Source organism: Candidatus Coatesbacteria bacterium (assembly GCA_014728225.1).
In the GTDB taxonomy this organism is placed as follows: Bacteria; RBG-13-66-14; RBG-13-66-14; order RBG-13-66-14; family RBG-13-66-14; genus WJLX01.
The window spans coordinates 1-13709 of sequence record WJLX01000056.1 but is presented as its reverse complement, the minus strand read 5'-3'; the positions used below and the strand labels follow the sequence as shown (position 1 = coordinate 13709).

Here is a 13709-nt window from a genome sequence, read left to right as displayed (position 1 = left end):
TTACCTGGAATACCTCCACGACCACCGGGGCCTTTTGTTGGTTTTCCTGGTTCAACCGGCGTTGCCGGCGTGAGTTGGATCCCTGGGATACCCCCCGAGGGGTCTTTTGGTATGGAGATTTCAACAGGGATTATCACCTGATTATGAACAAGCGCGAAGCTGGCTCCCGAGGTAGTTTAGCACGTTTTCGCCGTCTCGATGGCTGAAGCTGAACGACCTTTCAGTGAGCAAGAGTCTGTAGTCACGCTTGAAGCCGCCATGGTCAACTGTTAGCGGCGTTTGGCGTCGCCCCGGAAGTTCTCGAGGCCGTTGCTATGTGTCCGTCCATCGGCGAACTCCTGTTGGTTGTCGATGCGCTTGTGGTGGAAGCCGTTGAGTGACAGCTTGTTATAGACCCGCCGGCCGTCGGCGTATCGGTGTAGCTGGTCGGGTCCAGCGCGGCTTGTCGAGCGGCGGCGCGTTGCGACGTTCCCGGGGACGCTGCTTGAACAGCTTGCCGCGAGGCTCGCACTGATGCCGCTCGTCGGCGCAGCGGTAGTGGTGGCGGTAGTTGCAACTGGGACGGTTGGCGTGCCGCTCCCCCGTCCCGCTCTTCCCCGCCACATTGCCCCCTTCGATCGGTGGCGGGATGACAGACCCGTTCACACCGCTAAAGAACCCCACTGCAATAGCTGATGTTCATCTTCTGTGCTGATCCCTGGCAAAATCCTTCAGCGACAATCGCCCGTTACCTGGAATAACTCCACGACCACCGGGGCCCTTTGTTGTATCCCAACTCCACCAAAGTCGCCGCCTTGACCGCTATCCCCCGGTAACCCCGCATTCCGACAGCCCTTCCCAGCTCGTATATGCTTCCATTTCCTCCGTCTTTCCAGGACGATCACCCACAAAGTGCAGTCATGCATCAGCCACAGTTAGGAGCCTAGATGAGTCAGGGATTACTCAGCAGCAACGGGACGAGGCACTTCTTTCACCAGGCTTGGCGAGGCCGCTGGGGTCGACCTGATCATTCAGCGCATTAAGTGCTGCTTTACCGGAGCTTGCGTGATAATAACCGAAGCGCTGCCGCTGCCGGCCGTCCGAGGCTGCTTGAACCGTTATCCGCCGCGACTGACCCCCTCGGCGGATAACTGAGCCCAACCCGCTCTTCTTCCCACTCTTCTTCATGCAGTTAACACTACTATTCGGCCAGGCGGGTCTGGCTGCCAGAGAAACCGCCGCGCATCGGTCTGCCGGCAGCCGTCTTGACGCTTTTTTATTTCAGCGGTAGTTACACTCAACGCAACGGTCCAGAAACGAGGGTCAAGCCCTGCGCAAAACCCCACGCCGGGAAGGGGCGTTTACTTGGTTATTCCGACTGCACCGGTAAACAACCCTCATCCGCCTCCCCGGGTCTAACCCGCCTCGTTGAGAACTCCGCTTTGCTTACTGGAATACTGTTGAAGGCTCCCCGAGGGACGACAGCTCTAAGACCATGATAAATAGAGCTATACGGTTTTGTGAGTTTCTCAGTAAGTTGCCCTTGCCGGGGCCCTGTGTTAAGATGCCTGAGCTGGCGTATACCCGCGCCGAGATTGATAATCCAGCACCGTAACGCCGGCCCTGATCGACCATCGTCCCCCAGCGGACATTCCGAGATAACCTCATTTCGCTAAGGAGCGCAGTCAATGACCAAATACGTCTACACCTTCGGCGACGGCAAGGCTGAAGGCTCCAAAGAGCTGAAGAACCTCCTCGGCGGCAAGGGCGCCAACCTGGCCGAGATGAACTCCATCGGCATCCCCGTCCCGCCGGGTTTCACCATTTCCACCGACGTCTGCACCTATTACTACGACCACGACGAAACCTACCCCCCCGAGCTCGAAGAGCAGGTTCGCGCCGCCCTGGCCCAGACCGAGAAGATCATGGGCAAGCGGTTCGGCAGCACCGATGATCCCTTGCTGTTCAGCGTCCGCTCCGGCGCCCGCGTCTCGATGCCCGGGATGATGGACACCGTCCTCAACCTCGGTCTGACCGACCAGACCGTCCAGGGACTGATCAATGTGACCAGCAACGAGCGTCTGGGCTGGGACTCCTACCGCCGCTTCATCGAGATGTTCTCCAACGTCGTCAAGGGCGTAGACCGCGGCCTGTTCGAGGAGGCCATGGAGGAGATCAAGCGGGAAAAGGGCGTCGAGCTGGACACCGAACTCGACGCCGCCGACCTGCGCCGGCTGACCGAGCGCAACAAGGAGCTCTACCAGCGTGAACTCGGCGAGCCCTTCCCCCAGGACCCCGAGCAGCAGCTCTGGGAGGCCGTCGGCGCCGTCTTCGGCTCCTGGAACAACCCCCGCGCCATCAGTTACCGCAAGATCAACGAGATCCCCCACCACTGGGGCACCGCCGTTAACGTCCAGACGATGGTCTTCGGCAACATGGGCGAGGACTCGGCCACCGGGGTGGCCTTCACCCGGGATCCGGCCACCGGCGCCCACGAATACTTCTACGGCGAATTCCTGCTCAACGCCCAGGGCGAGGACGTCGTCGCCGGCATCCGCACCCCCCAGCAGTTGACCAAGGCCGGCAGCCAGGACTGGGCCGCCTCGGCCGACGTCGACGAAGAAACCCGGCGCAAGCAGTTCCCCGCCCTCGAGGAGCTGATGCCCGAAGTCTTCAAGGAACTCGACACCATCCGCCTCAAACTCGAAGACCACTACCGCGACATGCAGGACCTCGAGTTCACCATCCAGCAGGGCAAGCTCTGGCTGCTGCAAACCCGCACCGGCAAGCGCACCGCAGCCGCCGCCGTCAAGATCGCCGTCGACATGCAGACCGAGGGCCTGATCGACAAGACCACCGCCGTCAACCGCCTGGAGCCCGACCGCCTCGACGATCTGCTGCATCCCGTTTTCGTCACCGCCGAGAAGGCCAAGGTCGAACCCCTGGCCAAGGGTCTGCCCGCCTCTCCCGGCGCCGCCACCGGTCAGGTGGTCTTCAACGCCGAAGACGCCGTGGCCGCCAAGGCCGAGGGCAGGCAGGTCATCCTGGTGCGTATCGAGACCAGCCCCGAGGACATCGACGGGATGAACTCCGCCGTCGGCGTGCTGACCGCACGCGGCGGGATGACCTCCCACGCCGCCGTGGTGGCCCGCGGGATGGGCAAGTGCTGCGTCGCCGGCTGCGGCGAGCTGCGTATCGATTACCAGGCCAAGCGTTTCACCGTCGACGACAACACCGTCAACGAGGGTGACTGGATCTCCCTCGACGGCTCGACGGGCGAGGTCTTCCCGGAGCGCATCCCCACCGAGGAGCCCCAACTGACCGGCGACTTCGGCACCTTCATGGACTGGGCCGACGAACTGCGCCGCCTCGGCGTGCGCACCAACGCCGACAACCCCAAGGACGCCGCCGTGGCCCGTAAATTCGGCGCCGCGGGTATCGGGCTCTGCCGCACCGAGCACATGTTCTTCGGCGACGAGCGCATCCTGGCCATGCGCGAGATGATCCTGGCCGAGGACGAGGCCGGTCGTCAAGCCGCCCTCGATAAACTCCTCCCCTTCCAGCGCGAGGATTTCAGCGGTATCTTCGAGGCCATGGACGGACTTCCCGTGACCATCCGCACCCTCGACCCGCCACTGCACGAGTTCCTGCCCCACGAACTCGACGAGCAGCGCCAACTGGCCGAGGCCCTCGGCGTCCCCGTCGAGAAGATCACCCAGCGCGTCGCCCAACTGGCCGAATCCAACCCCATGCTCGGCCATCGCGGCTGCCGCCTGGGCATCGCCTACCCTGAAATCACCCGGATGCAAGCCCGGGCCATCTTCGAGGCCGCCTGCGAGTGCAAGAAGAAGGGTGTCGACGCCAAACCCGAGGTGATGATCCCCCTGATCAGCAGCCGCGAGGAGCTGGCCGACCAGGCCGCCGTCGTCCGCGAGGTCGCCGCCGCCGTCTTCGCCGAACAGGGCGTCGAGGTCGACTACCTCGTCGGCACGATGATCGAACTCCCCCGGGCCGCCCTGACCGCCGGCAAGGTCGCCGAAGAGGCCGAGTTCTTCTCCTTCGGCACCAACGACCTGACCCAGACCACCTTCGGCCTCTCCCGGGACGACGCCGGCAAGTTCCTCCCCGACTACGTCGACAAAGGCATCCTGGCCCACGATCCCTTCCAGGTCCTCGACCAGGAGGGCGTCGGTCAGCTCGTCGCCTGGGCCGTCGAGCGGGGCCGGGAAAGCCGCCGGGGCCTCAAGGTCGGCATCTGCGGCGAGCACGGCGGCGAGCCGCGCTCCGTCGGCTTCTGCCACCGCACCGGCCTCGATTACGTCTCCTGCAGCCCCTACCGGGTGCCCATCGCCCGTCTGGCCGCCGCCCAGGCCGCCACGGCCGACGACTCCGCCTGAGTCAAACAACCCGACAAACCACACCGTCAACCAACAGACCGGGCCGCTGAGCCCGGTCTGTTGTCAAAACCGTGACCTTTGAAAAACAGCCCGCCGGACCCGCGACTTCAACAACCCGACGAGCCGGAACTGGCACAGTTTTTGCGGAGACGCAACGTTAACCTCAGCTTTAACGTTAGTCGAGATGCAAAAACTGTGCCAGTTCCGGCGGTCGTAACCCGGGACGGCACCGGGACGCGGTGACGCCGCGGCTGTTTTTCAAAGGTCGCGACCCGGGCGGGTGAATACGTCGGTGGCGAGAACGGCCTTGTGTGTGGAAGAACGGGACGGCCGGCGGCCGTCCCGTTGGGCAGTCTGAGTTGCTTGACGAGCCTTCAGTCGCCGCGTTTACGCAACGGACAGCCGGCCTCGATCCAGGCCCGCAGGGTGGCGTAGTCGGACTCGTCGAGCAGGGCGGTGTGGTCGGGACCGCCGCTTTCGGCGCCGGGTTGGGTGAGCACCTCGACCAGAGGGCCGGCTTCGGGCTCGCCGGCCTCGACGAGGGAGTACTCGCTCTTGCAGACGGCGCGGTAACAGCTCAGGTCGACGCCGCCCAGAGGGGTCTCGGCGTTGTGGCATGCGGTGCAGTGTCCATCGAGGAGGTCCTTGACCTCACCGCACCAGGTCGGCGTTGACGTCGTCTCGGCCAGCAGGGTGCCCACGCCCAGGATCAGCGCCAGCACACCGTTGACGAGGAAGAAACCGGGCTGGATCAGCCGTTGGCTCATCGCTGTCGTCCTTGGGCATGAGAGAGCCGGGGCTATTCCTTCTCCAGGGCCAGGTAGGTGCGGATGCCCTGGTTCCAAACGTAGAGCAGCACGGGGCTGTCGGCCCGCCCGACCATCTCGGCGAACTCGGCGGGGCTGTTAACGGTTTTGCGGTTGACCTCGACGATGATCGCCCCCTGTCGCAGACCGGCGCGGTAGGCCGTCGAGCCGCTCTCGACCCCGGAGACGACGACGCCGTCGGCGCCTTCATAACCCAGCTCGGCGGCCAACTGGGGGGTCAGGCTGCCGACCTCGAGCCCCAGGGCCCGACTCTTGGTGCCGCCGCCGTCGGGTTTGAAGCCGGGTGAGAGGACGCTTTCCTCGGCGGGTCGCTCGCCGATCTCGACGGTCAGGGTCGTTTGCTCGCCGTCGCGCAAGACCGCGAGCTCGACGTCCTCGCCCGGCGGTACCGTGGCGATATGGTTGCGCAGTTGGGTGGCGTCCTCGATCGTCAACTCGTCGACCCGGGTGATCAGATCACCCGACTCCAGGCCGCCCTCGGCGGCCGGGGTGTCGGGCATCACCTCGCCGACCAGAGCGCCACGGGCGTCGTCGTCGAGGCCCAGGGCCTCGGCCAGTTCCGGTGTGACGTCCTGGATGTAGACTCCCAGCCAGCCCCTGGTCACTTCGCCGGTGTCGATGAGTTGATCCAGCACCATCTGGGCCAGGTTGATCGGGATCGCCAGGCCGACGCCCATATAGCCGCCCGAGGTGGAGAAGATCGCCGTGTTTATCCCGATGACCTCGCCCTTGAGGTTGACCAGGGGGCCGCCGGAGTTGCCCGGGTTGATCGCCGCGTCGGTCTGGATGAAGTCCTCGTAGTCCAGGATGTTGAGCTGGCTGCGTCCCTTGGCGCTGATGATGCCCGCCGTGACGGTGTTGTCCAGGCCGAAGGGGCTGCCCAGGGCCACCACCCAGTCGCCGACCTGGTTGGCGTCGGAATCGCCCAGGCGGGCCACGGGCAGTTCGTCCTCGCCGGGATCGACCTTGATCACGGCGAGGTCCGTGGCCGGATCGGTGCCGATGACCGTGGCGTCGTAGTTGCGGCCGTTGGTCAACTGGACCTCGATGCTCTCGGCGTTCTCGACTACGTGGTTGTTGGTCAGCACGTAGCCATCGGCGCTGACGATCACGCCTGAGCCGCCGGCCTCGGTTTGGTACTCCTGTTCGAAGCCCGGCCCGAAGAAGTCCTCGAAGAAGTCGTCGCCGAAGGGGCCGAAATCGAAGCCCCGTGTCGCCCGCACCCGGCTGACGGTGCGGATCTGCACCACGGCGGGACCGACGGCCTCGGCTACGGCCACGAAGGCCTTGTTGGTCTCGGCCAACTTGGCCAGCTCCTCGGGGGCCATGTTCAGCGGCTGGGGCTCTGTTGGACCGCTCGACGGCTGCGCCGTCGGTGGGTTGAAGTACATCAGCGCCAGCAGTACGGCCAGGGCGACGGCCACGCCGGCCAGGGTGAAGGTCAGGATCTTGAAGCGCTTGAGGCTGTTGTCGTCGGTGTTCATTATCGTCTCACCCTTCCACAAAACTATAGCGTAACGCGGTCGGTTGCCTGCTGTTGCCGCGACCGGCCCCGTTCAATAAAACGAAACCTCGTTCTCAGAGGTTGCCGAAGCTCAGTCCCGGCACTGCGGAAACCCGCTCGGCGATCAGACGACGGTGGCAGCGGGCCGGTTCGGCTTCGTAACACAGCAGCGCCGTCGCTTCCCGGTAGGCCCGCTCCTCGATCGTTGTCAGCTCGGCGTCGGCCGAGTCGAGAACCTCCCGCCGGTATTCGTCAAACAGCCGGGCGTAATCCTCGTCCGTCTTGAGCCCCTTGCGCTGGGCGCTCTCGATGCCCAACCGCCGCAGGTGGAGGTAGTCGATGCCCGCTCCGGCCAGCGCCTTGCGCAGCGCCGTCTTGGAAAAACCGGGCTTGCGCGAGAGGGCGTTGCGCCGCACGTCGACGACGCAACCGATCCCCTCGCGTCGCAGCACGGCGAGGAACTCCTCCAGGCTGCGGCCCTGGTAACCGATGGTGTAGAGCGGCGGCATGGCTGAACCTCGCTACCTACTCCAGGGCCTTGATTTGCCCCCAACTCGTCGGCACCAGGCCGACCTCGCCCGCGGTGAACCAACTGACGACCTTGTCGATCACGTCGCGGCGGTTCGTCGTGCCGTCGATGGATTCCAGCGGGCAGGCGAAGAAAACGGTGCGGAAGCTCGAGCCCTCGTAACTGATCACTGCGGCGTGATGGTCCTCGCCGTCGGGATCGGTCCAGTAGGCCTCGACGTTGCCCAGGCTGCTGTCGAGCATGTCCGGGTAGGTCTCGACGCTGACCCACTCGATCCCCAGATCGCCCAGCCCCAACTCGCCGCCGGCGCCGCTCAGGCTCCACTCGCTGTCGACCTCGATCCAGTCGGTGAAGTTCGCGCCCGGATAGTCCAGGCCCATGGTGTAATCGAAGAACACGCTGGGCAACTGCTCGTCGTTGACCTCGTCGGCCACGCCGTTGTAGGCGATCCAGATGCCGGAGAGCATCAGCCCCCGGGCCTGCGGCGTCTCCAGCCAGGTCCGCAGCAGCGCCTCCTCGTTCAGGCTCAGCGCCGAATGGCCGTACTCCGGGTTCGAGGCCGGATAGGGGCAGGAGTTGCCCGTCACCCAGATGACGATATCGTAGGGGTTCAGATCGTCCAGCTCCGGCTCGCCGTTCTCGGCGTGATCCCAGATGTTGTAGTCCAACCCCAAACCATCCAGGGCCGCTTCGTAGTAGCTGGTCTGATACTGGGGGATGTCGACGCCGTCGACCTCGTCGTCGACCAGCAGGATATAGGCGTCGGCGGTGGGTCGAGGCTCAAGCCCCAGGTTGGGGGCGGCCGTCACCATGACGGGCAGCAACAGGATCAGCAGTCTTCTCATCGCTTCCTTTGGAAACCGTCGGGGTTAGAGTATACGCAATCGGGGCCGTCCCTTGTTCCGAGGGCGGCACGGCGATGCTAGCACCGTAACCTGTGCCAGTCAAGCCGAAGCTCAGCGGAGAGCCGCTTCATATCAGCTACGACGCCCGGCTGCGGGCGGTTCCCCACCCGCCCGCCAACCTTGACATCCCGCCGCCCCCTTTGCTATTCTGTCCCTCCGCGAGAAACCGGGCGATTAGCTCAGTTGGTTAGAGCGCCTGCTTGACGTGCAGGAGGTCACTGGTTCGAATCCAGTATCGCCCACCACCAAGTGGGCCAGTTAAATTAGTCCCCTCAGCACCGCCCGCCTTACTGGCCCATCCCCCCAGCAGGCCGACCGCAAGCACCAAGCGGGCCAGTTAAACAAATCCCCTCAGCACCGCCCGCCTTACGGGCCTACCCCTCCAGCAGGCCGACCGCAAGCACCAAGCGGGCAGGACAGACCAACCATAACAAATACCAGCGGTACGGATACCTTGCCGGGGCTCGTCGAGCCCCGTTTTTCTTTGGGCTCATTCAACGCGAACGAGCAACACGAACGAGGCTCCGCAACCTGAGCTGCCGGATTATGAGACTGTTGGTGGCAGCGGGGCCGTGGGGTCCCGTTCTTCCGTAGAAAACGAGCCACCCCATTCTCGCGACCGCCGGGGCACCCCGGCGAAGTGCACCGTTGAGCGGTCTAGCGCTCGAACCGGCACGGCGAGACGCTCATCTGCTTCGTAGCATTTCGCCCAGTCAGCCTGCGGTTCCCCTTGTCAAAGTGCATTTATTATCCTATCCTAATAACAGGACAAACGACCACCATAACTAGCGAAGGAGGAGTAATGAAGACCATCGGCTATCTGCAAGGCATCGATCCCGATCTGCTGACCCGCCTGAACCTCGAGGGCCTCGGCACTTTGCCCCTGGGCAACGGCTGGGACAACCACGGGAAATACATCAACCACCTGACACCCAAGGATGGCGTCAACGCCGTCGTCGGTCATCTGCACAAGGTCATCCCGCCCGAGGTCACCAACCAGCCCCGCCTGGATATCCTGTTCGCCTGCCTGGCCCACGACATTCCCGTCTATCTGATCGTCCCCGACGGGATGCAGGACAAGGCCCGGGAGTGGCTGGGCGATGAGGAGGGCCGCATCAACCTCATCGAAGCCAAGGAAGTGATGACGAAGCTCAAGAAGATCTAGCTTCGTGTAGAACAGGCAGTTAAACAAACGGCGGGGGCGACCCCGCCGTTGCTAAACATCCCTGTAGGACGCCCCCGGCCGGCATACCGATAGGGGCGGGATGTTAATCTCGCCCGCGTTTGCCGGATGCCTGTTTCACGTAGGGCGGGGGCTCCGCCCCCCGCCGCGAATGTCAAAGGGGCACGGTTCGGCGTTGGCGATTTACGGCGGGGACGATTGGCAACAGGCTATGCTTACCGTAGGGGCGGGATGTTGATCCCGCCCGGGTTTGCCGGATGCCTGTTTTACGTAGGGCGGGGGCTCCGCCCCCCGCCGCGAATGTCAAAGGGGCACGCTTCGGCCTTGGCGATTTACGGCAGGGACGCCAGTCCCCGCCCAACAGGGCTGGCGATTTACGGCGGGGAGGATTGGTAACAGGCTATGCATACCGTCGGGGCGGGTTGAATCCCGCCCGGGTGTCGCTATTTCGAGAACTCGTTACCGATCGACGATCCGCCCGACGACCACCCGGCGGCTGAGCGCCGCGCCTTGCGTCTCCAGGCGCAGCAGATAGATGCCCGACGCCTCACCGGCGCAATCCCAGGCGACCTCGTGCCGCCCGGCGGGCAGCTCACCCTCGCTCAGGGTCGTCACCCGGCGTCCGACCAGGTCGTACACACTCAAGCTGACGTGCTGGGCCTCGGGCAGGGTGAAGGCGACGCTGACGCTGTTAGCCGCCGGGTTGGGGTACGGTTCATCGAGGGTCAAGCGCTGCGCCTGCTCCGGCACGACGACGGCCGCCGTCGGTCCGAATCTTTTTACACAGCCTGCGCTATCCGTTGTTTCGAGCCAATAGACGTAGCTCTCGCCGGGCTCGACGCCCCGATCCAGCCAGCGGCTGGTCTCACCGGGCAACGAGCCGCTGACGGCGACGGGATTCTCCTCACCGCGCAGCACGCGGATGGATGAGGGCGTGTCGCCGCTGATCGTCCAGCCCAGCAGAACGCCGTTGGCGGCGGGAGAAGCCGCCAGCTCGACGCCGTCGAGGCCGACATTATCCGGCACGTAGAAGGTCCAGGTCTCCGTCGACCAGGTCTCTTCGTAGCCATCCCAGGCCCGAACCTTCCAAAAATAGATCGTTCCCGGGTCCAGCTCGGTTTCGCTGAACTGGTGCTCCGAGTCGGTCAGGCCGGTGAGCTCCTCACGGGGATCGAAGTCGTATTCGGTCGAGTACCAGAGATCGTAGCTTACCGCGTGATAGTCCAGGGCGTCCTCCCAGTCGCACAGGGGATAATCGTCCACGGTGGCGCCGTCGCTGGGAGAGAGCAGCGAGAAGGCGGAAGGTGCTTCATTATGCCAACTGTACTTGAGGTCGTTATTGGTGTAGTCGTTGTATGAGATGTGTGGGTTATCGCCGGAATCCAGCGCCAGGGAGGTGAACGAGCCGACATCACCATCCGAATCCACCGTCTGGATCTCCCAGCTCGCGCCGTTCCAGGCGGCATACTTGAGGTTATCGCTTCCATAGTCATAATATGAGATATGTGGATGATCACTTGTATCTAGCGCCAGAGATGTATAGCTGCCAACTTCACCCGTAGAGTCCACTGTCTCGATTTCCCAGTTCGTGCCGTTCCAGGCGGCGTACTTGAGGTTGTTGTTTCCCCTGTCATGATACGAGATGTGCGGAAAATCGCTGGAATCCATCGCCAGGGAAGTATACCCGCCGACATCACCGTCCGCGTCCACTGTCTCTACACTCCAGTAGTGGTTACAGTAGAAGTCCAGAAAAGCGTACATGAGATTGTTTTTTCCAGTATCATGATAGGAGATATGCGGATTATTGTCGGAGTCAAGGGCCAGGGAGTTGTGTTTGCCTACATACTTTCCGCTATCAACGATCTCATGTTCCCAGTATAAGCCGTTCCATGTGGTGAATATAAGTATACTACTATTAGTGATGAGGTTAATATAAGAGATGCTTGGAATACCGAATGAATTTAGCGCAATAGAGGCATATGTTCCGACATCACCGTCCGCATCCACTGTTTCGATCTGCCAACTCGTGCCGTTCCAAACGGCATACTTAAGGTCGTCATCGTAATTGTCGTAATACGAGATGTGCGGATTGCCGGATGGATCCACCTTAAGAGAGGAATATCTGCCGACAGAAGAGTCGGCATCCACTGTTTCGATCTGCCAACTAGTGCCGTTCCAAACGGCATACTTAAGGTCATCATTGGTATAGTCGTAATACGAGATATGCGGATTGCCGGATGAATCCAGCGCAAGGGAGGTATACTTTCCGACATAACCGTTCGAATCTAACGTCTCGATCTGCCAACTCGTGCCGTTCCAGACGGCATACTTAAGGTCGCCATTGGAAGCGTCGTAATACGAGATGTGCGGATTGCCGGATGAATCCAGCGCAAGGGAGGAATATCTGCCAACAGAATAGTCGGCATCCACTGTTTCGATCTGCCAACTCGTGCCGTTCCAGACGGCATACTTAAGGTCGCCATTGGAACCTTCGTAATCGGAACCATCGTAATACGAGATGTGAGCGTTATCGCTAGAATCAAACGCCAGGGAAGCGAATATGATACTACTGTTTTCGTCTACCCAATGTTGATACCACTCTTTGGCGGTCGCCATCGATAGTAGAACAACGAGAAATGCTAGGTAAAACAGCCGTTTCATCATTCCTCCTCTTTTCTCCACTTAAACCTTTAAACCTCGATCCAGTTTTTCATATTGAGTGATGAAATAAAATAGCACACATTGCGCCCTCCGGCAAGGGCGGCCATCACATTGGGAGTAACAATGGGTTGCCGTTGATAAGCTGGTCCCCGTCAGCGGTGTTGCCAGACGGCTTGAGCGCCCCGGGGCGCCCTGCTGCGCTTCCCGGATTGACCTGGGTTGTCACACACGGGTGGTAGAATTAAAACAATCGACGATAGCTCATCGGCAATCCACCACGCAGGGAGGCGCAAGATGGCGATTGTTATTCACGACGGGTCGCGGCTGAAGTTCGGTTACGACGCCCAGGGTAACCCCCGCGGTACATCCAGCGTCGGACCGGCCGGGGCCATCCATCATGAACTCAGCGTGCATAAGAAACTGATCGGCACGAAGAAGCTGCTGGTGGTGCTGTTCGACGCCCGCACTCCGGCGGATCGCAAGGCGATCGTCGAAAACCAGCTACCAAAGCTGCGCGGGCACGTTGAACGATACCACGTGGAGTGGCTCCACATGGTAGACGAAAAACTGCGTCTGGCCTTCGTTTACCGTCTGGTAGACGATCACGACGAGTCGGCGGTCGAAGCGGTGCTGGTCGACATGGGCGCCAGCTACGTCATCCGCAACACCGGGGAGAGGTTCGTCATCCGCAAGCTGGCCACCGGGGAGAGCACCGAGTTCGACGTCGTCTATAAGACCAACAGCTTCGTCCCCCGCCAGCAGGCTTACATCAAGCACGATCAGAAACCGGTCGACAATATCGAGCACATGATCGCCTGCTGGGAGGCGAAGAAAGGCAGCGAGAAGTACGCCCATCTGGATATCGACAAGATCATCGCCGGTTATCGGCGCAAGCTGGCCAAGGCCCGTTACAAGGTTGAGCGGCGCAAAAGCAAGGTGAAGGACTTCGATCTCTGGAAGCTCTGAGGCCCGGCTCAGCGCGCGACGTAGGCCTGGATGAAGCGTTGCGTCACGCCGCCGAGGTGATCGTCGAGGTAGGCGAGGGCGCTCCGCCCGATCTCGTCGGGCACACCGTAGCAGGCCTCGGCCACGGCGCCGGCGATGCAGGCCTGGGTGTCGCTGTCGCCGCCCAGGGCGACGGCCTTTCTGACGGCGTCCGCGAAATCCGTGGAGTCCAGGAAGGCGATCAAGGCCTCGGGCACGCTGCCCTGGCAGGTGACGTCGAAGGCGTAGTCGGGCTGGATGCTCTCGTAGGGGCGCTGGAGGTCATACCCGAAGGTGTCCTCCAGGTAGCTCCGGATGTCGGCTTTCGAGCGACCGCGCCGGGCCAGGAAGACGGCGGCGGCCACCGCCTGGGCGCCCTTGACGCCCTCGGGGTGGCTGTGGGTGACGGCGGCGGTTTCCTCGGCCAGCCCGAGCACCTCGTCGAGGGTCGCCCCGGCCCAAGCCGCCGGGCTGACCCGCATCGCCGAGCCGTTGCCAAAGCTGTTGTAGGGTTGGCGGTCGTCACTGTGGGCCCAGTCGTGGAAGAACCCGCCGTAGCCCCGGCCGGGGTAGCGGCGGGTGTAGCTTTTCAGCAGCTCGATGAAATCCCCGCCGTCGAGGATCAACTCGGCCGCGGCGACGGTGAGGACGGTGTCGTCGGTGAAGTCGGCCTCCGGCGGAAACAGCTCGAAGGCGTAGTCCTTGGTTGGGTTGAATTCGTAGGCTGAGCCGATGATGTC

9 protein-coding genes and 1 tRNA gene are annotated in these 13709 nt (G+C 62.5%); 4 read left to right on the top strand and 6 right to left on the bottom strand.

The genetic code is table 11. The annotated features are described in order from the left end of the window. Window positions 1-1667: 1667 nt before the first annotated feature. The gene (locus GF399_04475; protein MBD3399568.1) at window positions 1668-4376 is read left to right on the top strand and encodes a pyruvate, phosphate dikinase; all 2709 of its coding nucleotides are present in this window, start codon (window positions 1668-1670) and stop codon (window positions 4374-4376) included. Window positions 4377-4750: 374 nt separating this feature from the next. Here the strand turns inward: GF399_04475 and GF399_04470 are convergent, their stop codons facing one another. The 4 genes from GF399_04470 to GF399_04455 all read right to left on the bottom strand — a co-directional run bounded on the left by GF399_04470 (window position 4751) and on the right by GF399_04455 (window position 8081). Next, window positions 4751-5143: a hypothetical protein gene (locus tag GF399_04470; protein ID MBD3399567.1), complete on the bottom strand. Its 393-nt coding sequence runs from the start codon at window positions 5141-5143 to the stop codon at window positions 4751-4753. Window positions 5144-5175: 32 nt separating this feature from the next. Beyond that, entirely contained in the window at window positions 5176-6687 is a 1512-nt protein-coding gene (locus tag GF399_04465) for a Do family serine endopeptidase (protein ID MBD3399566.1), read from the bottom strand. Between the two features lie 94 nt (window positions 6688-6781). Beyond that, window positions 6782-7216, bottom strand: coding sequence for a DUF488 family protein (locus GF399_04460; GenBank protein ID MBD3399565.1), 435 nt, complete (start codon window positions 7214-7216; stop codon window positions 6782-6784). Window positions 7217-7232: 16 nt separating this feature from the next. Further along, window positions 7233-8081, bottom strand: a complete 849-nt coding sequence (locus GF399_04455; protein MBD3399564.1) for a hypothetical protein — start codon at window positions 8079-8081, stop codon at window positions 7233-7235. A 228-nt stretch (window positions 8082-8309) separates the two neighbouring features. Here GF399_04455 and GF399_04450 point away from each other — a divergent pair. Both GF399_04450 and GF399_04445 read left to right on the top strand, forming a co-directional pair. Further along, a tRNA-Val gene (locus tag GF399_04450) sits at window positions 8310-8386 on the top strand. A gap of 557 nt (window positions 8387-8943) precedes the next feature. After that, on the top strand, window positions 8944-9306 hold the full coding sequence (locus GF399_04445) for a hypothetical protein (protein ID MBD3399563.1): 363 nt from the start codon (window positions 8944-8946) through the stop codon (window positions 9304-9306). A gap of 477 nt (window positions 9307-9783) precedes the next feature. Here GF399_04445 and GF399_04440 read toward each other — a convergent pair whose 3' ends face one another. Next, window positions 9784-11988, bottom strand: a complete 2205-nt coding sequence (locus GF399_04440; GenBank protein ID MBD3399562.1) for a T9SS type A sorting domain-containing protein — start codon at window positions 11986-11988, stop codon at window positions 9784-9786. A gap of 291 nt (window positions 11989-12279) precedes the next feature. Here GF399_04440 and GF399_04435 point away from each other — a divergent pair, with 291 nt between their 5' ends. Then, the gene (locus tag GF399_04435; protein MBD3399561.1) at window positions 12280-12951 is read left to right on the top strand and encodes a hypothetical protein; all 672 of its coding nucleotides are present in this window, start codon (window positions 12280-12282) and stop codon (window positions 12949-12951) included. Window positions 12952-12959: 8 nt separating this feature from the next. Here the strand turns inward: GF399_04435 and GF399_04430 are convergent. Then, on the bottom strand, window positions 12960-13709 hold a 750-nt coding region (locus GF399_04430), incomplete at its 5' end, for an ADP-ribosylglycohydrolase family protein (GenBank protein MBD3399560.1).